The organism is Hydrotalea sp. GW822-HT8A01 (assembly GCF_058798575.1).
Genome location: NZ_CM179506.1, coordinates 915,310 through 939,563, shown reverse-complemented (window position 1 = coordinate 939,563; position 24,254 = coordinate 915,310). Strand labels below are relative to the sequence as shown.

Sequence of the window (24,254 nt, the reverse complement as noted above, 5' to 3'; positions counted from 1 at the left end):
AACAATTAATTTATTAGCTGTAATCCTTTATTGAAATGGGATACAGCTTAGTTAACCCCGATTTTAATCGGGCAACAATGATATTTTTATTTGCCAAATCTGAATTAATAAGCCGGATAGTGCAGGATGGTTATTATTAAATGTTAAACTAATTTCACTTTAGATTCATTATGTTTGATACTTCACTGTTAAATCTATTTTACGATGCTTAAAATATATTCACTTTTTCGGGTTTCTATTTTTCTGTTATTATTTTCTATTTTTCTTCTGTTAGTAAATACATCTGTGGCTCAGATAAAAGTTGAGAACCTGCTTACAGAAAACCTTACCAATCCTGTTGGCGTTGGTATTATACAACCACAATTGAGCTGGCAATTAAATTCCCCCAAAAGGAAGGTAATGCAAACAGCTTATGAAATAAGGGTGGGCGAAAACATATCCACATTGGAAAAAGGGAAAAAGTTGCAATGGAATAGCGGTAAAATCACTTCTGATCAATCAGTTCATGTAATGTATAATGGAGCAGCTTTGCAATCGGGGAAAAAATATTTCTGGCAGGTTCGGATTTGGGATAATGAAGGAAAATCTTCTGCATGGAGTGCCCCTGCATTTTTTCAAATGGCACTCTTAAATAATAATGAATGGAAAGCAAAATGGATTGCGCCAGGTTATATAGAAGATTCCGTTCTGCGCCCAAGCCCCATGTTTAGAAAACAATTTAATGCCTCTAAAAAAATAAAATCGGCTACTGTCTATATTACAGCACATGGTTTATATGAAGCACAGATAAATGGCAAAAGGGTAGGAGATGCTTATTTTACACCCGGATGGACGAGCTACAACAAACGGCTTCAGTACCAGGTATATGATGTAACCGATTTGATAAAAAGAGGCGGTAATGTCATTGGTGTAACGCTGGGCAGTGGCTGGTACCGCGGGCATTTGGCATGGGAAAATAATAAGAATATTTATGGGAAAGACATTTCCCTTCTGCTCCAGTTTGAAATTGTTTATGCGGATGGATCTAAGCAAACCATACTTTCTGATGAAAGTTGGAAATGCTCCACAGGTAGTATTATCAGCTCCAGCATTTACAATGGGGAAACCATCGATGCCCGAAAAAATAAAGCAGGCTGGGAAATGCCCGGATATGATGATACAAAATGGAACGGCGTAAAAGTGGAGAATTTTTCCTACGGCAACCTCGTGGCTACTTATAACGAACCAGCAAAAAAACATGAAACTTTTAAACCCATCAAGGTTATCACTACACCCAAAGGAGAAAAAGTAATCGACTTTGGACAAAATCTGGTGGGTTGGGTAATGCTTCATGTGAAGGGGAATGCGGGTGATACGGTAGTGATACAGCATGCCGAGGTATTGGATAAGGCAGGCAACTTTTATACCGAAAACCTTCGGGCTGCCAAAGCCACTTCTACTTATATCCTTAATGGGAATGGGGATGAATTTTTTGAACCGCATTTTACCTATTATGGTTTCCGGTATATAAAAATTGAAGGGATAAAAGGAGATCCGAATCCTGATGATTTTACGGCCGTTGCAATCTATGCAGACATGAAAGAAACAGGCACATTTATTACTTCCAATCCCCTGGTTAATCAATTGCAACATAATATACAGTGGGGGCAGAAAGGTAATTTTTTAGATGTTCCAACTGATTGCCCACAGCGCGATGAACGACTTGGTTGGACTGGTGATGCCCAGGTATTTTCCAGAACAGCTGCTTTTAATATGGGGGTGTATAATTTTTTTGAAAAATGGATGAAAGATGTGGCAGCCGACCAATTGCCGGATGGTAGCGTTCCCTTTGTAATACCAAATGTGCTTGGGCTCAAATCAGCAGGCTCTGCCGGATGGTCCGACGTTTCTACAATTATTCCCTGGAACATGTATTTAGCCTATGGCGATAAAAAAATACTGGATGATCAATACAACAGTATGAAAGCTTGGGTAGAATACATGCACAAAAAAAGTATTAATAACCTTTGGAATACCGGATTTAATTTTGGCGATTGGTTATTCTATCGCCCCGATGATGATAATGATGGCCGTGCTGCTGTTACTGATAAATATTTAATTGCACAATGCTTTTATGCGCATTCCACACAATTATTAATGAATGCTGCAAATGTTTTGGGCAAAACAGAAGATGTTTCTTTTTATTCCGGCCTTTTGAAAAAAATAAAAGATGCCTTTATAAAAGAATACATGACCCCCAACGGGCGCCTTGTTTCTGGTACACAAACGGCCTATGTGCTGGCACTCAATTTTGATATGTTGCCAGAAAACCTGCGGGTACAGGCTGCAGAAAGACTGGCTGAAAATATTAAGAGTTACAATTTTCATCTTACAACAGGTTTCTTAGGCACGCCATACCTATGCCATGTGTTAACGCGTTTTGGTTATGATAGTATAGCCTATAAATTATTGTTGCAGGAAACCTATCCCTCCTGGTTATATCCTGTAAAGATGGGCGCTACCACTATTTGGGAAAGATGGGATGGAGAAAAACCTGATGGAACTTTTGAAAACCCAGGCATGAATTCTTTTAATCATTATGCTTATGGTGCCATCGGCGATTGGATGTATCGCAAAATGGTGGGGCTGGATACGTATGAAGACGGAGTAGGGTATAAGCACATCAAAATAAAACCGCATATTGGTGGTGGTTTCAGTTTTGCATCAGCAAGCCTGATTACTTATTATGGAAAACTTAGTAATAGTTGGAAAATTGAAGGGGATAAAATAATCATGGATGTTGAAATACCAGCCAACACATCAGCAACAATATTTGTTCCCGCAAAAAACGGAACCACAATTTGGGAAGGCGACCTACCTGTTTCTGATTCAAAAGACCTTGAAATTATCAGCCAGAAAGGAGGATATATGGTAATTAATGCAGGTTCCGGTCATTATCATTTTACATCACAGCTAAAATAAATACTCCCTAATCCTATGAAAAGCAAGGGGGCTCATTAATCTTTTTTCCTTTAATTGTTAGGTTGTTGTAGTAGCCCCCTTTTTAAAATTTCAAAATTACATTCTGTTTAAATATTGCTGACAAAAGTTAACAGTTTTACCCCTACTACTAAATTAGGATGTTTACGCTAATATGCTTGTATTTCCATTTTGCTTACAATATTCAATTCATACAGTTTCACAATGAATTTCTTAATGTTAATTGAAACGGAACGGCATAATGAGCTTGCTCTTTATTTAAAATAATCTCTGCCGCCTTTTCCCCCATCAACTTAAAATCTGTAGATATTGTAGTAATGCCGTTGAGAATAATTTTTTTTAAAGGTGTTTCATTGTATGATATAACGCCAACATCCTTTCCAATTACTTTTTCCCTGTCTATAATCTTTTCTATTAGCGTTACCAGATTATCTTCCATTAAACTAATATATACTATACCATCCTCAATATTTTCTTCCTCTATTTCATCAATAACAGTGTGGTTAAAGGCATATTCGCTGCAAAACCTGGCAAATCCATTCAAAATTTCATTGGGGTGATAAGTGTAATTTGGGAATATTATTTTAATAGTGTGGTATTTGTTGAGGTGGGGAAGCGCCTCTTCCAATGCATTATAAATATCCTGTTCAAAATTTTCATAAACTGTACTGGCATTCCCACACATGCTGTCAATATTTTTATCTAATAAAATCAATTTCCCAGCTGGTATAAGTTTTAAAATTTCTGTAGATGTTTTATTGTCTTCTCTTAAATGAGGTATTATTACATAATGGGTATAATTATCAATACTTTTACTGAGTAATTCTTTAAATAAATTGAAATCATTGTTGTAAATATAAAAATCAACAGTAGCCGACTGGCCTAAGGTTTCAATGAAGGAGTCGTAAATGATCTTTTTATGGGTACTTAGTTTATTAAACAATAGGAAAATTTTATAAAACTGCAATAATTTTGAGTTTTTAATAAAATAGCCTTTACCTGCAATAGAAGCCAATATGCCAATTTTTTTTAGATAGCTGTAACCTTTTTCAATTGTATCGCGAGATACATCCATTTCACTACTAAACTCATTGATAGAGGGAAGAATATCATTGTCTTGTAATTTACCACTAATTACTGCTTTTATAATTGAATTAGCAATCTGCAAATATTTGGGTGTGGCAGATAAAGTATCTAATTCTATAAATTTAAAAAAGTAAGACATCTTTTGGTTAAAATAATACTTTAATACAATAATTTAACAAATATAAACTGTAAAAAGGGATGGATGCACGAATCAGCATAGTGCAGGACAGAGGTAAAAATGGATAGATTATTTTTACTTAAATTTAATATTCATATAGCTATTATGCAAATAATATTAGGCATTATTTTTCATTTTATTGGTGGTGGGGCATCGGGTAGTTTTTATGTGCCTTATACTAAAGTAAAAGGCTGGCATTGGGAAACTTTTTGGATAGTAGGTGGTTTGTTCTCATGGTTAATTATTCCACCCATTGCAGCCTGGCTTACCATTCCACATTTTGCAGAAATTATTTCACAATCATCGCTTTCTACTTTTAGTTGGACTTATTTTTGGGGAGTGCTTTGGGGTATCGGTGGCTTAATGTATGGTTTGGGTATGCGTTATTTGGGCATGTCATTGGGCAATTCTGTTTTACTTGGTTTTACTTCTGCTTTTGGCGCTTTGGCTCCATCTATTTATTATAACTTTTACCCGCAAGATGGCAAGACTACTTTCCATGACCTGCTAACTCAATCATGGGGGCAAGTTGTGCTGATAGGTGTAGTGCTTTGTTTAGTCGGTATTTTTATTTGTGGAAGAGCAGGTGTTTTAAAAGAACATGAATTATCAGAAGAAAAAAAGAAAGAAAGTGTAAAAGAATTCAACTTAGTAAAGGGATTAATTGTGTGCATCCTGGCAGGTATTCTTAGCGCTTGTTTTAATTATGGCATTGAAGCGGGTTCTAAAATGGCAGATGCTGCTAATGAGGCGTGGAAGGCATCCAATCCTTTAGAAACCGGTAATTTTTTATATCGCAATAATGTAATTTATATTGTTTTATTGTGGGGTGGACTTACCACTAACTTAATTTGGACATTATTTTTAAATATTCGTAATAAAACTTTTGGTGATTACACCAATAAAAAAACGCCACTTATCAAAAATTATCTTTTGTGTGCATTAGCAGGCACACTTTGGTTTTTACAATTTTTCTTTTATGGCATGGGCGAAAGCAAGTTGGGTAACGGAGCCAGTTCATGGATTTTGCACATGTCGTTTATCATTTTAGTGGCTAATATGTGGGGTTTTGCATTGAAAGAATGGAAAGAAGTGAGTAAAAAAACCCAAACAACCATTATTGTTGGCATCATTACCATTATTGTTTCAGTTATTATGGTAGGTTATGGCAATTCAATCAAATAATTTAACGAAGAAAAAATAGTTTTATGGTAGAACCAACAATTGTATTTAAACATGTAAGTTATTTGTGGAATGATGAAGTGGCAGCTTCAATGAAAGACGATGAAGTGGCATTATTAATTTACCGGTCAAATTTATTAGGCGCAGATTTACGATTGACCAATTATGGCGGTGGCAATACCTCTTGCAAAACATTTGCAAAAGATCCGCTGACAGGCAACGAAACAGAAGTAATGTGGGTAAAGGGCAGTGGCGGAGATATTGGTACTTTAAAGAAAAGTGGTTTAGCTGCATTATATGTTGACCGCCTGCGTAACTTAAAAAAGGTATATCGTGGTATTGAGCACGAAGATGAAATGGTTGAGCTGTTTAATCATTGTATATTCGATTTAGCCTCTAAAGCGCCATCCATCGATACACCATTGCATGGCTTTCTTCCATTTAAACATATTGATCATTTACACCCCGATGCAGCTATTGCCATAGCAGCAGCCAAAGATGGTAAAAAAATTACCAAAGAATTATTCAGTGGAACAATTGGCTGGGTTGAATGGCAACGACCAGGATTTGATTTGGGCCTTAAATTAAAACAATGTTTAGATGAAAATCCTGGTATTAGAGGCATTATGCTCGGTTCACACGGTTTATTTACATGGGGCAATACGGCATATGAATGTTACTTAAATACATTAGATGTAGTAGAAAAATGTGCTTCCTATATCGAAGACCATTTAAAAAAGAACAAATCAATTTTTGGCGGAAAAAAATTAGAAGCCTTACCAAAAGAAAAACGGTTAAATCAGGCTGCAAAATTAGCACCGATATTGCGTGGTTTTTGCTCATCAAAAACCAATATGATTGGTCATTTTACAGATAATGAAAATGTGTTAGAATTTATTAATAGTAATGACCTTGACAGGCTGGCACCATTAGGCACTTCTTGCCCTGATCATTTTTTACGCACTAAAATCAGCCCCTTAGTACTGAATTTAGAACCAGGTGAAAAACTAAATGATGTAAAATCAGTCAAGGAAAAATTAGCCCCCTTATTTGATGCTTACCGGAAAATGTATGCAGATTATTATAATACTTGTAAGCACTCCAATAGCCCTGCTATGCGTGATGCCAATCCGGTTGTAATTTTATATCCGGGTGTGGGTATGTTCACCTTTGCAAAAGACAAACAAACCGCTCGGGTTGCCTCTGAATTTTATATTAATGCTATTAATGTAATGAAAGGTGCAGAGTCCATTTCTTCCTACACTTCATTGCCCCGGCAGGAAGCATTCAATATTGAATACTGGTTATTGGAAGAGGCGAAGCTGCAACGTATGCCAACCCCCAAAGCATTAACCGGCAAAATCGCACTGGTTACCGGCAGTGCCGGGGGAATAGGAAAAGCAATTGCAAAAAAGTTAGCAGAAGAAGGGGCCTGTATTATTCTGAATGATATTAATGATGAAAGATTATCCACTACTACAAAAAAGTTTCAAGAGCTTTTTGGAAAAGATAGTACCGCTTCGGTGATGTTGGATGTAACCAGCCAGCTATCAATATCGGAAGCATTGAAAATGGCCGCAATTACATTTGGCGGGATAGACATTGTAGTGAATAATGCAGGTATCAGTATTTCTAAACCCATTGAAGAACATAACACAGAAGATTGGGATAAATTATATGATATATTGGTGAAAGGCCAGTTTTTGGTTTCACAGTCATCAATCGACATGATGCGAAAACAAGGATTAGGTGGTGATATTATTAATATTGTTTCAAAAAATTCAATTGTTGCAGGTGCTAATAATGCCGCTTATGGTTCAGCAAAAGCGGCGCAGGCTCATTTATCCCGGTTAATGGCTGCTGAATTAGGAGGGGATAAAATACGGGTTAATATTGTGAATCCCGATGCTGTTATTAGCGATTCTAATATTTGGGCCAATGGATGGGCTGAAGGGCGGGCTAAAGCTTATGGAATTAAAGTAGAAGAACTTCCGGATTTTTATGCTAAAAGAACTCTGCTACATGAAACGATATTACCTGAAGATATTGCCAATGCCTGTTTTGCTTTTGTGAGCGGTCTTCTCAATAAATCCACCGGAAATATTTTAAATGTAGATGGAGGCGTTGCTATGGCATTTGTAAGATAATTTTTTTCGCATAAGCTAGTTTCAAATCGTTGATGATTTTCTAATCTGTCAACCTTTTGATTCTTATGTATGCTTGTTTAATTAATTATAATATGCAAGTTAATAATGAAATACAAAATAATTCTACTCAAAAACAATCACCGGTGTATTCAGGAATCGTTAGGGTTGCTTTTAAAATGCAATTGAACAAAGGTTGTAAGGAAGAATATAAAAAAAGGCATGAAGCATTATGGCCGGAACTTTCGTTTCTGCTTAAATCTAACGGCATTAGCGATTATTCTATTTTTTTAGATGAAACAACTTATAACTTATTTGGGGTAATGAAAATGAATAATGCAGGAAAGCCGGATAATTTAGCATTGCACCCGGTTATGCAAAAATGGTGGAATTATATGAAAGATATAATGGAAACAAATACAGATAATTCTCCGGTTTCTGTCCCATTGCAGGAGGTTTTTTATTTGCCTTGATATTTTGAAAAAACGATAATGAAAAATTGCAGCCATGATAATCAACAAAACCTTAATACAGGAAAACAACAAAAACTACAGTCAAGTACATAAACGTAATTATGAATTTGTTGCAGCCGGCATATCCAACATAGACGAAATAATTAAAAAAATAATTGACTTTCAGATCGCTATTCCAAGTTGGGCATTAGGGACAGGAGGTACCCGGTTTGGTCGTTTCCCCGGAGGTGGAGAACCACGTAATCTCGAAGAAAAGATAGAAGATATCGGGTTGCTTCATGCACTAAATCAGTCAAGCGGTGCTATTTCCTTGCACATCCCCTGGGATATTCCCAAAAATGCATCCAATATTCAATTACTTGCAACACAGCATGGCCTAAAGTTCGATGCGATGAACTCCAATACCTTTCAGGATCAACCCCATCAAAAATTGAGCTATAAATTTGGTTCAATGCAACATGTTGATAAAGCTGTTCGCAAACAAGCCATTGATCACAACATAGAGGTAATACATCATGGCATTGAACTGGGTTCAAAATCGTTGACCGTTTGGCTAAGCGATGGCTCCTGTTTTCCAGGGCAGCTCAATTTTAGAAAAGCCTTCCAAAATACATTGGAAAGTTTACAGGAAGTTTATAGTGCTTTACCGGATGATTGGAAGATGTTTGTAGAATACAAAGCCTTTGAGCCTAATTTTTATTCAACTACTGTTGGTGATTGGGGACAATCGTTGCTATATACCTCAAAGCTGGGCAAAAAAGCATATACATTGGTTGATCTGGGCCATCATTTGCCCAATGCCAATATTGAACAAATTGTTGCACTATTATTAATGGAAGGAAAACTGGGGGGCTTTCATTTTAATGACTCAAAATATGGTGATGATGATCTTACTGTTGGAAGCATAAAACCTTATCAGTTATTTTTAATTTTTAATGAACTGATAGAAGGAATGGATGCAAATAAAATGAATCATGCTTCTGATTTAGCATGGATGATTGATGCATCACACAATGTTAAAGACCCATTAGAAGATTTATTGCAGTCAGTAGAAGCCATTATGATTGCTTATGCACAGGCATTATTGGTGGATAGAGAAAAATTAGTGGAAGCACAACAGTGCAATGATGTAGTAACCGCACAAGAAATTCTACAAAATGCATTTAGAACGGATGTTCGGCCATTGGTAGCAGAAGCAAGGGTACGGGCAGGTGGCGCCATAAATCCGATAGCATTGTACCGTAGCCAAAAGGTAAGGAAACAATTAATTAAGGAAAGAGGCATAAAAACTTTAGCAACAGGATTATAATAAGCTTTAAATATAAAGCCATTATAATGTAATAGTTTGTAAATTACAGAGAAGAATAGAACATTAATTTAAAGTTGTAATGCACTGAGAATACTTTTTAATATGATTTCTTAGATGACCCTAAACCATATGAACAAAAAAAATGTAATTGTAATTTTTGATGTGGGTAAAACTAATAAAAAACGATTGCTATTTGATGAACAATATAAACTGGTACAAGAAGAAAGTACCCAATTGAAAGAAATAAAAGATAAGGATGATTTTCCCTGCGAAGATGTAGAGGCGTTAACTAAATGGATTCAAATTTCTCGTAATGATATATTAAATGATAAAAAATATAAAATTAAGGGTATAAATATTTCAGGATATGGTGCCAGTTTTGTTTATCTGGATGTAGAATTAAAGATAATTCCTCCTTTATATAATTATCTGAAACCGTATCCTCCCAGCCTCAGAGAAAAATTTTATAAAACTTATGGTGGAGAAAATGCTCTGTCAAAACAAACTGCTTCGCCCATATTGGGAAATCTTAATTCTGGCATGCAGCTATACCGGATGAAATATGAAAAGCCGGAGGTGTTTGCCAATATAAAATATGCGTTGCACCTTCCCCAATATTTAAGTTTTATTTTTTCAGGCAATCCTGGCTCTGACATAACCAGTATTGGTTGCCATACCCATCTTTGGGATTTTCAAAATAATCAATACCATACCTGGGTAAAAGAAGAAGGCATTTTGCCTAAAATGGCACCTGTTATTGGTAGTAACAGTATTGCCGGATACATTAACAATACCATACCAGTTGGTATTGGTTTGCATGATAGCTCTGCGGCATTAATTCCTTATCTTATTTCGTTTAATGAACCATTCCTGCTTCTTTCAACCGGCACCTGGTGTATTACTTTAAACCCATTTAATCAAACTCCTTTAAGTGATCTTGAATTGCAACAAGATTGCCTTTGCTATCTTTCTTATAAAGGAATCCCTGTTAAAGCGTCTCGGTTATTCGCAGGATATGAACATGAGCAGCAAATAAAAACACTTGCGGAGCATTTTCATAAACCGTTGCATTATTATAAAACTGTTCAATTTGATTTGAACATATATAATAGTCTGAAAACTGTACATGGTTTTTCAGATAAGTTTACAGAGGAAGCGATGAGAGCTAAATCAGGATTTGATCAAAGAAACTTAAATGATTTTAGCAGTTATGAAGAAGCATATCACCAGTTTGTGGCCGATTTAATTGTGCAACAAATAAAAAGTACCAATCTGGTATTAGAGAATTGTTTTGTAAAGCGATTGTTTGTAGATGGAGGGTTTAGTAAAAATCAGATTTACATGCATTTACTGGCAATGGCCTATCCTCAAATGGAGGTCTATAGTACCTGTTTGCCTCAGGCTTCAGCATTAGGCGCTGCCTTAGCCATACATCAACACTGGAATCCCAAACCCTTACCTACCGATATTTTTGATTTGAAATTATATTCCGGAATTCATGATGATAAAGTATAAAAGCAGTGCGATAATGCTTCAAAATAAATTGAATCAATTTTTTAATAATTGGGCAACAAATAAAATTTTAAAGTAAAATATTTTTAAATGAAATTTATTTATAATTCTAATTTTCCTTCCATTGAAGATTTAAGGGAAAAAGCAAAAAAAAGAATACCCCGGTTTGCCTTTGAATACCTCGATGGCGGATGTAATGAAGAAGTTAATCTTCAGAAAAATACCGCTGAAATCCGTGAGGTAGAGTTGCTGCCTGAATACCTTAAGAATTATGCAGGTATTAACATGAAAACAGAATTATTTGGGCATACCTATGATGCCCCTTTTGGAATTGCACCTATAGGATTACAAGGATTAATATGGCCCAATGCACCGGAAATATTGGCCAAAGCAGCTTTTGAACATAATATTCCATTTACATTAAGTACAGTAAGTACCAGTAGTATTGAGCGTATTGGTGAAATTACAGAAGGAAGAGCGTGGTTTCAGTTATACCATCCGGCAGAAAACAGTCTGCGGGATCAAATCATTAAAAGAGTTGAAGCTGCACAATATCCGGTTTTGGTTATTTTAAGTGATGTGCCCTCCTTTGGTTATCGTCCCAAAGAAATAAAAAATGGATTGGCCATGCCTCCGCGTATGACCTTAAACAATATACTTCAAATAATGGGCAAACCTAATTGGGCCATTAAAACACTGATACACGGCCAGCCTTCTTTTCAGGTGCTAAAACCATATATACCGAAAAAGATGAATATGCATCATCTGGGATTATTTATGAACAAGACTTTTGATGGTAGGTTGAATCAAGAAAAAGTAGCTGCCATTCGTGATCTGTGGAAGGGAAAGCTGGTTTTAAAAGGTATTGTAAGTGAAGCAGATACAGAAACAGCTATTAAACTGGGTATCGATGGTATCATTGTTTCTAATCATGGCGGCCGACAATTAGATGCAGGAGAGTCTTCTATTCATTCACTCAATAGAGTGGTTAAAATTTATGGAGATAAAATAAAAATTATGTTAGATAGTGGCTTGCGCTCAGGTCCCGATATTGCCAGAGCACTGGCTTCGGGCGCACAATTTACCTTTCTTGGAAGATCATTTATGTATGGTGTAGCAGCATTGGGCAAAGAGGGGGGCAATCATTCGATATCTATTCTAAAAACACAGTTGCAACAAGTAATGCAGCAAATTTGTTGTGAACGGGTAGAAGATTTCAGTAACTTCCTTGTTACAAAACGTTCATCTTAAAATAAAAAAATTCATTTGATAACCGTCCCTTTTTTCTCACTAATTTTATAGCAAACAATTGTATTTCTGGAAGCGATTTAAATTAACAATGCACCTGCCAAATAAATCTGTCTGGTTTTTCAACATATTCCAAAGCAAATACAAAAGTAGCAATTTCCCTGCCATTTTCGACACTGGTTCGATAGAACCTGCATAAATATTGGATTGTTTCGAAGATGTTTCGAATACCTGTCGAGGAAATTTAAAAAAAGCCCGAAAACACCGTCTTTGTCTTTCAGGAAAATGTGATTATGTTAAATAAAAGATGTGGGCGCCTTGTCAAAACGCAGGGTGCTTTGCATTTTGTATAGAAAATAAATCATTTTTGAACTTCGACACAGTTTTGTTTACAGCCTTATTTAGGACTGTAAAATTGTTCGACTTCTTTTTAGTGCTCCTTCAAAACTTTCAGTAACATTGGCTTTTCCAATTGCAAACAATAAACGGGCTGCTTTCATTTCTTGCATTACCTGTGCACTGGTTACTTCCGATAAAATGAGTTTTGTACCTCTGTGTTTCGATTCTTTATAAATTTCCTGTAATGTTTTAATGCCGGTAACATCAATCATGGGTACTTGCCGCATTCTAATAATAAGCACTTTAGGCGTTTTTTCTATGAATTTGATGGCATCTTTAAACTTATAAGTTGCGCCAAAAAATAAAGGCCCGGAAATTTCAAAAACCTCCACTTCTTTCGGTATGGAAAAATTACCAATGGAGGCATTGTCGGCATCAGTATTCTCCATTTCTTTTGGCAACAGATTTACTTCGCTAAACTGAATCATTTTGCGCATAAACAGAAAAGCAGCAAGTACCATCCCAATTTCAATGGCCACAGTTAAATCAATTAAAACCGTTAAGAAAAAAGTAGCCAATAAAACCAGCATATCGCTTTTAGGGCCTTTTAAAATAGATACAAAGTTTTCCCACTCACTCATGTTATAAGCAACAATTACCAAAATGCCGGCTAAGGCCGGCATAGGTATTAAAGCAGCCCATTTGCCCACCAGTACCAGAATTAAAAGAAGTGTAATGGAGTGAATAATACCCGCAATAGGTGTACGTCCGCCGTTCTTGATGTTGGTAGCTGTACGTGCAATGGCGCCGGTTACCGGAATACCACCAAAAATGGCTGAAAAGAGATTGGCGGTTCCCTGTGCAATTAATTCAGTATTGGAGCGATGGTTACCCCCTATCATGCCATCTGCTACCACAGCAGAAAGCAATGATTCTATTCCACCCAGTAAAGCAATGGTAAATGCAGGTTGAATTAATGCTTTAATAACGGAAAAGTTAATGGTAGGAATAATGGGTTCCGGTAAATGATTGGGGATAGCACCAAAACGACTACCAATGGTTTCAACCGGTAAATGAAAAAACTGCACTACAGTAGTAGTAAGAAGTATGGCAATTAGTGAGCCGGGTATTTTATGTGAAATACGCGGCCAGAAAATAATAATCAGTAGTGTTACTGCTCCAATCGCCAATGCATATACGTTAGTTGTGTTTATGTGTAAACTAAATTGATACCATTTCGATAAAAATCCTGCCGGTACGCTGCCCATGTTAAGGCCCAAAAAATCTTTTACTTCCGATGAAAAAATAATTAAAGCAATACCGCTGGTAAAGCCAACAATTAATGGGTAAGGTATAAATTTAATAACGGTACCCAAACGCACTAAGCCCATAATAATTAAAATAATGCCTGCTATAAAAGTTGCAATCACTAAGCCACTAATACCGTATTGCATTACAATGCCATATACAATTACAATAAAAGCGCCGGTAGGGCCTCCTATTTGCACTTTACTGCCACCTAAAGCAGAAACAATAAAACCACCAATAATAGCTGTATACAATCCTTTTTCCGGCGAAACTCCGGAAGCAATGGCAAAAGCTATTGCCAGGGGCAATGCTACAACGCCAACAATTAACCCCGCCAGTAAATCTTTTATAAATTGCTGTAATGTGTAATGTTGAAGCGTATCTAATATTTTTGGTTTAAAAAACATATTATAAAATTGATTTTAGAAATGATTTCCACAAAATTAGCACAGGCAGGCAGCTTTAGTGGTAAACCTTATCAATCAGTAAAGTGAGTTTTATCAATTTTTAAAACAGGGAGAACAACCATTTTGCCGGAATGCAATAACTTACTGTAAATTGTTTCCTGATTCATAAAGTTGGCAGATATGGAATATTTTTTAGGGATAGATATGGGCACCACCTCAATCAAGGCAGTTGCATTTTCAAAAAATGCTACAATGCTGTATCGTTATGCAATTGAAAATGAAACTTTATATCCTCAGCCCGGTTTTGCAGAACAGCATCCCGATAAAATTTTACAGGCCGTAATCAACTGTGTGTTGGAAGTGGCAGCTTATTTGCAACAGCCACCTTTGTGTATCAGTTTTAGTGCGGCACTGCATGGGCTCATTGCCATTGATGCCGCAGGTATACCCTTAACCAATTGCATTTTATGGAGTGATACAAGAGCTGCACAAGAAGCGCTGACCTTGCACCAAAACGGTATAGCAAGTGAAATTTATCAGAAAACAGGCGTTCCTGTACATGCCATGACACCGCTTTGCAAACTGTTTTGGCTTCAAAAAAACAATCCGGATGTTTTTAAAAAATCAGCCAGATTTATAGGAATGAAAGAATATGTACTGCATGCATTAACAGGTAAATATGCTATTGATACTTCATTGGCAACGGCAATGGGCTTGTGTAATATTTATTTGTTACAATGGGATGATAGTATTTTATCGCTGGCCAATATATCCAAACAACAACTTTCTGAAATTGTGCAAACAGATGCCGTTTTTTATGTAAAAAATGGAGTGCTCCCCAACTGGGCAAATGCCATTCCTTTGGTAATTGGTGCCGGAGATGGCCCGCTGGCTAATTTAGGAATGGGTATTATTGATGACCGGAATATAGCAGTTACTATTGGTACCAGTGCTGCGGCCAGAAGGACAATTCAATCTCCTCAGTTAGATGATGGCATGCAAACATTTTGTTACCATCTTCAACATACTACTTATGTAATGGGTGGTGCTTCTAATAATGGTGCCAGTGTTTTACAGTGGTTGAAAGAGGCAATATTGCAATCAAATAACACATATACTACACTTGTAGCAGAAACAGCAGCCATACCTGCGGGAAGCAATGGCTTATTGGTTTTACCTTTTATTGCCGGAGAAAGAGCCCCATTGTGGAATGCAAATGCTACAGCAGCTTTTTTAGGAATGACCCAACAGCATACCCGTGCTCATTGTATTAAAGCAGTAATGGAAGGGGTTTTATTGAATGTTTACACCATTATACTGGCTTTGCTAAAAACCAATAGCAATGTGGAAAGTATTTACGCCGGAGGTGGTTTTGCTGAAAGTGCTGAATGGGTGCAAATGCTGGCCGATATATGTGGATTACCCGTTCAATTACCTGCAACTGTTGAAACATCTGCCTTGGGTGCTGTTATGATAGGTGCCAAAGCTACCGGACATGCCAACGTAGCATCATCAAAAAATAATTTAACGGTCTATATGCCCAAAGCGGCTTCACATCAGATATACCAAAAAGTATTTTTGCAGTATAATGAAGCGCTGAAAAATTTGGGATTATTAAAAAAGCCGCTTGAATAAATGTTCAGCAGCTTTTATCCATACTATTTATTTTTTCTTTAAATCTGCTGCAGTTAAACCTTTTTCGGGGTCTTTCATAAATTCATCTTTACATTCCTTACTGCAAAAACCAATTATGTGGCCTTTATAATGCACGGTGTCTTCTAACCCTGCTCTGGCAGGCATGCCGCAAGAGGGGTCGCGCTGGTTATCTACCATATCTGCGGTAAACTTAGCCTGCATAGGCATGGGTGCCATGGCGGCGGCAGTATCTTTTTTCACTTCAGTTTTCTCGTTGTTGTTAGCACAAGCTGCTAAAAAAAGTAAAGCCGATGCTGCTACAATTAATTGCTTCATATTCATCGTTTTGGGTAAAGTTAAAAACTAAAACTTACATGTACATCACCTCTCCAATTTAATTTTGTTTGTCCTGCTGCATAATACTGGCTTACAGGGGCCATACAAGTAATGCCAACATTCATTTTTTTAATACCCACTTCTACTCCTGCCATGGCGCTGGTAATATAACCACCGGTAGCAGCTACGCTCATTTTACTGAGGGTATTGGCTGCAGTATTTTCGTACATCATACCGGCATTGGGCATTATGTTCATTTTCTTCAGCAAAATGTTGTAATAACCAATGGCGCTGCCGGTAAATTTGTTGCCAAACTGGTATTCGTTTTTTGCAGTATTTGCTTTGTAGGTTAGGGTGGAGTTAACGCCCCAGTTGCCAATACGAATATTGTACATGGTGTTCAACATAAAATCAATACTGCCGGTACCTAATTGTGCATTTACATCAGCTACGGTAATGTTTGGGTCTTTTAAATTTACATCCATTTTGCCGGTGGGTAGTTTTATACCTCCGCCAACCCACAACTGTTGCTCAATGCCAGCTCTGTGTTCGTAAGTTTTTATTTTATGAAACAACAAATAATTTGCCATGAGTGATGCATCGCCCAAACCATTTTTATTGGTAATACCATCATCATCTATTTGTTTGTTGAAATGAACTGGCACAATATATAATAATTGCCAACGCTTTGCTACATTAAACCCACCCCAAACCTGTATAGTATTGTAATAGTTATGACTGTACTGTGTAGGATCGTTTACCAATACCGTATTGTAGTTCATATACTGGTATCGGATGCCAATAAATTTGGTTCTGAAATGGGGCATTAACCCCAAATAAAAATTACTGCCGCCGCACCCGCAAATAGCGCATGCAAATGATGATGCAGTAATACATAAAAACAAAATTGTTGTAATGTATTTTTTGTACATAAATCTTTTTTTAGAAATTGAAATACAGGCAGTGTTGTAACTGTGTTGTACATCATTGCATGTAAAACAAACCATTACAAATATTGCTGAAAGAAAAAACAGAAAAATTATGCCCGCATTGCAGGTGGATGAAATAAAGGCACAGTAACGCCTTTATTGAGTGTTGCTGCATACAGAAAATATGAAGTTGCAGTATAAAAGGCGTGATTTATATGAAGCGGGTAATGCTGATAAGCAAATAAATCAATTGTTTTAAAACTTTTATTGCTATTAGTGGCAGGTTGTGCCGCTTTTTTAAGCTCTTTGGCCAAATGGCACTGGCCATTACAATGCATTTGTGGTTTATTTTTATTAACACAGTATTCCTGTGTAATGGCAGCAGTATTTAGTCTGTAATACAGTTCAATTAAGTTGGTTTGAAAGCTTTCTGCTCCAATACCAATTATCATGAAAACTATGATCAGGGGTTTCAACATCAGTGGCAAAATTATGATTAAACCTACCTAAAATTATGATGCTAAGCATAATTTAATAAGTAATGCAATAAAATAATGTGTGGTACAACTTGCGGAATACTGTTTAAAATGGATTAAATATATTACAGCCTTAAATTCAAACACAGGTTAAAATAATTGTCATGCAGGAAGATATTATTATCCAAATCAGTAACCGATTAAAAGAAATTAGAAAAGACAGAAATGTTACACTGCAGGAATTGGCCGAAAAAGCGGGTATCACTAAAAGTATGTTAAGTCAGGTTGAAAACAGCAGAAGTATTCCTTCGTTAAGTGTATTGCTGAATTTAATTAAAGGGCTTGAAGTTGACCTGAACGAATTTTTTAAGAATATCAATCTTCAATCCGGCAGTAAAGTAATTTTTAAAAAGAAATCAGCATATCAATATTTTGAAAAAGAAAACGCTGTAGGTTTTTACTACCAGCGCATATTCACAGCTACTTTTGAAGAGTATCATTTAGATTTTGTTTTGTTGCGTATAGAACCCGGTGCTCAGCGCCAGCCGGTGAGTACGCAGGCATTTGAATTTAAATATTTACTACAAGGCAATTTGTGTTATACCATTGGTGAAGATAATTATGATATGGAAGCCGGCGATTCGTTGTTTTTTGATGCCACAGAACTACATAATCCTGTAAATACCGGAAAGGAAGATGCATTGTTGCTGGTAGTGTATTTTTTTCTTCAAAAGGGATAATACCTGCCGATGTTGTTAACAATTAATTCATAAAAGTTTAATATTGGTTAACTGTATGCTTCATTTTGCTTCTTTTGTTAAATATTACTTTACTATTTGTTAATATTCCCGCAATAATTCCATAACATTGGCCGGATAGTTTTGCCTTATAACTAAACATATTGTTTATGAAGCAAATTGTCCCCAAATTTTTCAGGCTACTGTTGTTTGTAACAGTTGGTCTGCTCACTGCTTCTACCGTTCAGGCGCAGAGTATGGTGCTAAAAGGACGTGTTGTAGATGCGGTTTCACAAACACCTATTGAAGGTGTTTCCATTGCTGTTAAAAAAACCAATCGAGGCACTACTACCAATGCGGATGGTGATTTTAGCATTTCAGTTGAAAAAAATGATGTCATTGAGTTTTCTTATGTAGGGTTTGAAAGTAAAAGATTGGTAGTACACAATGGCGATGCCGTTGCCATTGCACTGAATCCGCAAAATGCCGATTTAAGTGCGGTAGTTGTTACTGCTACAGGTATTAAAAAAGAAGCCAAGCGTTTGGGTTATGCAGTACAAACTATTGATGCTACCAAACTTACCAAAGCAAGAGAGGCCGATCCTATTAATGCTTTAAAAGGCAACGCTGCAGGTCTTGCCATTAATATCAATTCAGAAATTGGCCATTCACCCGGTATTATTATACGTGGTGAGAATGGGGCCAACGATCAGCCTATGTATGTTGTTGACGGGGTACCATTTACGTCGGATACTTATAATATCAATCCCGATGATATTGAAACGATTACAATTTTAAAGGGTCCTAATGCCGCCTCTTTATATGGTTTTCAGGGAAAGAATGGCGCCATTATTATTACTACAAAAAAGGGTTCTAAAAACAAGGGCCTGCATGTAGATTTTAATTCAAGCACACAGATTAACAAAGGATTTATTGCTTTGCCGAAATACCAGGATTTATATGGCCCCGGTGATAATGGTAAATATGCATTTGGTGGTGGTGGTTCCGGTCCGGCTAACTATCGTGGCGGCGGTGCCATTGGCGTAGGTGTTAACGATTATGATTATGATGTTTGGGGTCCTCAATTCAGAGGGCAGTTATTGCCGCAGTACGATGGTACATACGATCCTACACAAAATTATACCACAACTTTTGCAGATGGCTCAACTTATATTGGCCATGTACAGCCTACACCATGGATTGCCCGTGGTAAAGATAACCTTCGAAAATTTATACAGGCAGGATTGCTTTCCAGTAACAGCGTTTCTATTTCTTCTTCTACCGAAAAAACAGATGTACGTTTCTCTGTAGGTAATACTTATCAAAAAGGGATTGTACCCAACACGCAGTTAAACAATTTTAATGTAACTGCAAGTGTTACACAACACTTCAATCCAAAATTAACATTGAGTAGTTACATTAACTACAGCCGACAATCTACTCCAAATATTCCGGATGTACAGTATGGTCCAAACAGCATTATTTATAATATTATTCTTTGGGGTGGTGCAGACTGGGCGATGAGTGATATGCGAAATTACTGGCAACCGGGTTTAGCAGGTATTCAACAAAAATACGAAGAGTTTTATCGATATAATAACCCTTACTTTATGTCGTATGAGTGGTTAAGAGGCCACTATCAAAACAACATGTATGGTTATGTTTCATTGAACTATAAACCCACCAAAAATCTTGAATTTCAATTAAGGCCCAGTGTTTCAACTTATGATATGTTCAATTCTGAAAAAATGCCTTATTCTGCCGGTGCTTATGGCAGAGAGTTGCGTATGGGCGATTACAGAGAAGACCGAAGAGGACAATACGATTCATATGTGGATGGTCAGGTACGTTATAAAAAGAATTTATTCGGATTTTTAGATGTGGAAGCTTTGGGTGGAGGAACAGTGCGTAGCTTTAATTTCAACTCCAACTTCACTTCTACCAACTATTTGAATGTTCCGGGTATTTACTCATTTTCAAACTCATTGTATCCTTTAACAGGAAGTACATTCCATTCGCAAATGAAAGTGTTGAGTGCTTATTATTCCGTTGATCTGGGTTATAAATCTTACCTCATAGCCAACGTAACAGGAAGGGTTGATAAATCATCTGCTTTACCTGCCAATAACAACAGCTATTTTTATCCATCATTTAACCTGGCATCAGTGTTATCTGATTACATTAAATTACCAAGAGCCATTTCCTTCTTAAAAGTAAGAGGTTCTTATGCTGAAAGTAAAAGTGGAGGCACTAATGCATTCTTTACTCCCGATATTAGTGCAACACCGGCAGCAGGTTATGGTTACAACTGGTATTCTCCCTATGGCGGCCCTAGTTATCAGTTCTCACAGCCTTATACTTTAAGCCCAACATTTACCAATCAGTTAAGCAATAGTGCCAGCTATACCAACCAAACAGTAAGTGCCAATATACAAACAGCTGAACGAAAAGCTACAGAATTTGGTGTAGACATTCGCTTCTTAGATAACAAATTAGGATTGGATGTAACCCATTATCACTATCTGAATACAGGTATTGTAAATCAGGGAACTTCAGCAGCATCCGGTTATTCTAGTTTCTTAACCAATGGTAATGCTTATACCAATGATGGATGGGAATTTACCATGAATGCCAACCCCATTAGCAATGCCAATGGTTTTAGTTGGAATGTAGTTGCCAATGTATCTACTTATGTAAAAAAATGGGTAAACAATTCTAATCCAAACAACTATTCAAAAAATGGTACCCGGGTTGATTTAGTTTACGGTAATGCCTTTGTGCGTACACCCGATGGTAAAATGGTGATTGATCCTGCATCAGGCCTTTATTTGCGTTTTTCAGATTTAGGTTCTTCTGCACAAAAAATTTATGGCCACTCTGATCCCAATTTTCAATGGGCAGCCATCAATACCTTCAGCTATAAAAACTTTGTCCTCCGCTTTCAGTTTGATGGAATGGTGGGAGGTGTAATGGAAGATTATGTTCGTAAAAAAACACTGCAGGGTGGAAGACATATTGAAAGTGCAACAGGTGCATTTGGTGTAGCCAGACCTTTTGATGAGGCCAACATAGCAGCCTATACCGGACAAGGCGTTAATTTAACCGGAGCACCAATTAGTTTAGACCCCATTACCGGGCAAATTAATAATATGAAAAGTTTAACCGAAACACAAAATACTACCAAAAGCCAGGTTCAGCCCTTTGTTACCCGTATGGCTTCTATCCCCGATTTAGATATTATTAAGAAAACGTATGCTAAATTAAGAGAGGTTACTTTAACTTATAACATTCCGGCAAACAAACTGAAACCTACTTCATTTATACGCGGAGCGAGTGTTTCACTGGTGGGTAGAAATTTACTGTACTTCTTCCCCAATCGGTATAAAGATTTAGATGTAGACCAGTATACACAAGACAGTGGTTCCGGTCTTCAAACACCTACCACCAGAAGTTATGGTTTTAATGTAAACCTATCCTTTTAATTCATAAAGCAAATTGTATGAAACAGATAAAAAATATTTCTCTTTTTTTATTGGGTGTTTTGCTGCTGGCTTCCTGTACTAAAAAAATTCAGGAACTTCAGGCCGACCCCAATAAACCTACCAGCGTTCCTGCGGGCTTAATTTTAGGAACGGTATTAACAGATATGGCCGGAAATGGCAGTGCCGGTTCTTTAGGTGGCCTCAATTCCTGGAATAATGTGCACAACTGGAACCAGTATTTCTGTAATAACTACGACTATTATGGAAATAATATTTACTCTTGGACCAATGGTTCGTTTGACCCCTACTTAGTTCTGAAAAATGTGGTACAAATGGAGCGTGAGGCTGTTGTAAAAGGCGCTTCATCTGTTAACCCTTATGAAGCAGTAGGCAGATTTATTCGTGCTTATTACTTTTACAATCTTACTTCTTTGTTTGGTGATGTTCCATTAACACAGGCTTTACAAGGTTCCGCAAATCCTACCCCGTCATATACCCAGCAACAACAGGTGTTTGCTTATATATTGAATCAGTTAGATACTGCCAATACACATTTTGCAACATTAATTGCCAATAACGATCAAACATTATCTGCCTCACAAGATTTGTTTTATCAGGGCAATTTATCAAAATGGCAAAAATTGGTCAATGCTTTTAAGTTAAGGGTGTTGATTCAGTTAAGTTCAAAAACATCAGATGCAACTTTAAATGTTGCTGCACAGTTTGCAAATATTGTCAATAATCCTTCCAAGTACCCCATCTTCACCAGTCAGGCAGATGATATGGCAGCAAAATATGATGCTACTTATTTGCAATATCCTTTCAATCCCAGCAATTTCGGTTCTATTGCACAGCGTAACAACATGGCCGATACTTATGTAAAAGCTTTAACCACTATCAACGATCCCCGTGTGTTTGTTACCTGCGAACCGGCATGGGCATTGGTTGGAAGCGATACCTTACAGCCTGCTAAATTTCAATATTTTGTGGGTGCCAGCACAGGTTTACCACTTTCAATTATGTATGGTAATGCTTCTGCCAATTTATACTCCTTTCCAAACCGTAAAAGATATTATTCAACTTTTACCGGTGAACCTGATGTATTGGTTGGTTTTAAAGAACAAAACTTCAATATTGCCGAAGGTATTGAAAGAGGTTGGGTTTCAGGAAATGCAGAAAGCTATTATAAAACAGGCATCATTGAGTCGATGAAATTTTATGGCATAGATGTAACACAGCCCGGCTTTAATGCTTACTTTCTTCCTCCGGGTAAAACATCAACCACACAGGTAACACCTTATAATGTTTCGTTCAACTTTGCCAATTATTATGCACAGCCTGCAGTACAACTTTCTTCAAATCCGGCAACTGCTATACAACAAATTGTATTGCAAAAATATATTGCCATGTTCCAAAATTCAGGCTATGAGGCATATTACAATTGGCGCAGAACAGGCGTTCCAGCTTTTGAAGGGGGCAGTGGTGTGGGTAACAATGGCATTATTCCAATCAGATGGGCTTACCCGGTTTCTGAACAGGCACAAAATGCCGCCAACTGGAAAACTGCACTACAAAGCCAGCAATTTTCAGCCGATGATTTGAACCAAAAAATGTGGTTGTTGAAATAACTTTTTTGATGCATTAATGATAAAAGTGAAAAATGTGTATCAATATATTGTACTGATTTTGGTAGTTGGTTTTAGTAGTAGTTTTTCTGTTCAAGCGCAGAAGAGGAATGGGGCACTACCTCATTCCTCAACTGCTTTTGTTGTAATAGCGCATAGAGGTAACCATGTGTTTTATCCTGAAAATACCATTTCCGCAATTCAAGCAGCTATAGAGGCAGGTGCGCAATATGTTGAAATAGATTTACGAGAAACCATTGATAGTGTAATGATACTCATGCACGATGCAACAGTTGACAGGACAACAAATGGTAAAGGTGCGGTGAGCAGTTTGGGTTATGCACAAATTAAAGCTTTACATACAACGGCTAAAGATGGGCAATTATATACTATCCCGTTATTTTCAGAAGTATTACAACTTTGTAAAAACAAAATCAATATTTACCTTGATTTTAAAAATGCCAATGTTGCAAAAGCATGGAACATGATACAACAGGCAGGCATGCAAAATCAAATTATTGTATATCCCAATACCTTACAACAATACCATGAATGGCAAAAGTTAGCACCACAAGTACCTATCATTACCAGCGTACCCAAAACAAGTTCAACAGAAAAAAAATTAAATAAATTTTTTATAACCATGCATGTAGCTGTTGTAGATAATTTGTATGATGAAAACTTAATTAAAATAGCCCATGTAAATCATGTAAAGGTTTGGTTAGATGTAGAAAGCCCACAAGAATCAACAGCAATTTGGGATAAATTTTTGAAAATGGGAGTGGATGGTTTACAAACCGACCACCCGCAACAACTATTGAAATACATAACTCAAAGGCAAATGGAGCTTGAATAAATTCAATGAACGA

At 36.9% G+C, this 24,254-nt stretch carries 17 protein-coding genes and 1 pseudogene; 13 read left to right on the top strand and 5 right to left on the bottom strand.

Annotated features, from left to right (window positions below; translation table 11 throughout):
• Window positions 1-204 precede the first annotated feature (204 nt).
• Window positions 205-2,778: pseudogene (locus AC3QLY_RS04130) on the top strand (family 78 glycoside hydrolase catalytic domain); the annotation flags it as partial.
• A gap of 85 nt (window positions 2,779-2,863) precedes the next feature.
• On the top strand, window positions 2,864-2,914 hold the full coding sequence (locus AC3QLY_RS04125; protein WP_492991251.1) for a hypothetical protein: 51 nt from the start codon (window positions 2,864-2,866) through the stop codon (window positions 2,912-2,914).
• A gap of 264 nt (window positions 2,915-3,178) precedes the next feature.
• On the opposite strand, the gene AC3QLY_RS04120 is transcribed toward AC3QLY_RS04125, so the two are convergent.
• On the bottom strand, window positions 3,179-4,204 hold the full coding sequence (locus AC3QLY_RS04120) for a GntR family transcriptional regulator (protein ID WP_074420947.1): 1,026 nt from the start codon (window positions 4,202-4,204) through the stop codon (window positions 3,179-3,181).
• Between the two features lie 144 nt (window positions 4,205-4,348).
• Here AC3QLY_RS04120 and rhaT point away from each other — a divergent pair, with 144 nt between their 5' ends.
• The 6 genes from rhaT (at window position 4,349) to AC3QLY_RS04090 (ending at window position 12,114) form a co-directional block, all read left to right on the top strand.
• On the top strand, window positions 4,349-5,428 hold the full coding sequence (gene rhaT / locus AC3QLY_RS04115; protein WP_288071121.1) for an L-rhamnose/proton symporter RhaT: 1,080 nt from the start codon (window positions 4,349-4,351) through the stop codon (window positions 5,426-5,428).
• Window positions 5,429-5,451: 23 nt separating this feature from the next.
• The gene (locus AC3QLY_RS04110) at window positions 5,452-7,572 is read left to right on the top strand and encodes a bifunctional aldolase/short-chain dehydrogenase (RefSeq protein WP_288071122.1); all 2,121 of its coding nucleotides are present in this window, start codon (window positions 5,452-5,454) and stop codon (window positions 7,570-7,572) included.
• A gap of 92 nt (window positions 7,573-7,664) precedes the next feature.
• Entirely contained in the window at window positions 7,665-8,042 is a 378-nt protein-coding gene (gene rhaM / locus AC3QLY_RS04105) for an L-rhamnose mutarotase (protein WP_228733177.1), read from the top strand.
• A 34-nt stretch (window positions 8,043-8,076) separates the two neighbouring features.
• Window positions 8,077-9,351, top strand: coding sequence for a sugar isomerase (locus tag AC3QLY_RS04100; protein ID WP_074421249.1), 1,275 nt, complete (start codon window positions 8,077-8,079; stop codon window positions 9,349-9,351).
• Between the two features lie 129 nt (window positions 9,352-9,480).
• On the top strand, window positions 9,481-10,866 hold the full coding sequence (locus AC3QLY_RS04095; RefSeq protein ID WP_492990701.1) for an FGGY-family carbohydrate kinase: 1,386 nt from the start codon (window positions 9,481-9,483) through the stop codon (window positions 10,864-10,866).
• A gap of 87 nt (window positions 10,867-10,953) precedes the next feature.
• Complete coding sequence (locus AC3QLY_RS04090; protein WP_074420472.1) at window positions 10,954-12,114, top strand: alpha-hydroxy acid oxidase; 1,161 nt, start codon at window positions 10,954-10,956, stop codon at window positions 12,112-12,114.
• A gap of 398 nt (window positions 12,115-12,512) precedes the next feature.
• Here the strand turns inward: AC3QLY_RS04090 and AC3QLY_RS04085 are convergent, their stop codons facing one another.
• A complete protein-coding gene (locus tag AC3QLY_RS04085; protein WP_074420471.1) occupies window positions 12,513-14,165 on the bottom strand; it encodes a SulP family inorganic anion transporter in 1,653 nt (550 codons plus the stop codon).
• A 180-nt stretch (window positions 14,166-14,345) separates the two neighbouring features.
• On the opposite strand from AC3QLY_RS04085, the gene AC3QLY_RS04080 reads away from it, so the two are divergent.
• Entirely contained in the window at window positions 14,346-15,800 is a 1,455-nt protein-coding gene (locus tag AC3QLY_RS04080; protein WP_218331071.1) for a gluconokinase, read from the top strand.
• A gap of 27 nt (window positions 15,801-15,827) precedes the next feature.
• Here the strand turns inward: AC3QLY_RS04080 and AC3QLY_RS04075 are convergent, their stop codons facing one another.
• The 3 genes from AC3QLY_RS04075 to AC3QLY_RS04065 all read right to left on the bottom strand — a co-directional run bounded on the left by AC3QLY_RS04075 (window position 15,828) and on the right by AC3QLY_RS04065 (window position 17,517).
• Window positions 15,828-16,136, bottom strand: coding sequence for a YHS domain-containing protein (locus AC3QLY_RS04075; protein WP_218331072.1), 309 nt, complete (start codon window positions 16,134-16,136; stop codon window positions 15,828-15,830).
• Between the two features lie 20 nt (window positions 16,137-16,156).
• Window positions 16,157-17,068: a hypothetical protein gene (locus tag AC3QLY_RS04070; RefSeq protein ID WP_218331073.1), complete on the bottom strand. Its 912-nt coding sequence runs from the start codon at window positions 17,066-17,068 to the stop codon at window positions 16,157-16,159.
• Between the two features lie 107 nt (window positions 17,069-17,175).
• Entirely contained in the window at window positions 17,176-17,517 is a 342-nt protein-coding gene (locus AC3QLY_RS04065) for a hypothetical protein (protein ID WP_492990698.1), read from the bottom strand.
• A 188-nt stretch (window positions 17,518-17,705) separates the two neighbouring features.
• Here AC3QLY_RS04065 and AC3QLY_RS04060 point away from each other — a divergent pair, with 188 nt between their 5' ends.
• From AC3QLY_RS04060 to AC3QLY_RS04045, 4 genes are all read left to right on the top strand, one after another.
• Window positions 17,706-18,281 carry a helix-turn-helix domain-containing protein gene (locus AC3QLY_RS04060; RefSeq protein WP_074418608.1) on the top strand — a complete coding sequence of 192 codons (576 nt, stop codon included), beginning with the start codon at window positions 17,706-17,708 and terminating at the stop codon, window positions 18,279-18,281.
• Window positions 18,282-18,448: 167 nt separating this feature from the next.
• Window positions 18,449-21,760: a SusC/RagA family TonB-linked outer membrane protein gene (locus AC3QLY_RS04055; RefSeq protein ID WP_074420516.1), complete on the top strand. Its 3,312-nt coding sequence runs from the start codon at window positions 18,449-18,451 to the stop codon at window positions 21,758-21,760.
• A gap of 17 nt (window positions 21,761-21,777) precedes the next feature.
• Window positions 21,778-23,388 carry a SusD/RagB family nutrient-binding outer membrane lipoprotein gene (locus AC3QLY_RS04050; protein ID WP_218331075.1) on the top strand — a complete coding sequence of 537 codons (1,611 nt, stop codon included), beginning with the start codon at window positions 21,778-21,780 and terminating at the stop codon, window positions 23,386-23,388.
• A gap of 34 nt (window positions 23,389-23,422) precedes the next feature.
• Window positions 23,423-24,241 (top strand): glycerophosphodiester phosphodiesterase family protein, encoded by an 819-nt coding sequence (locus AC3QLY_RS04045; RefSeq protein WP_074419669.1) that lies wholly within the window; start codon window positions 23,423-23,425, stop codon window positions 24,239-24,241.
• Window positions 24,242-24,254 lie beyond the last annotated feature (13 nt).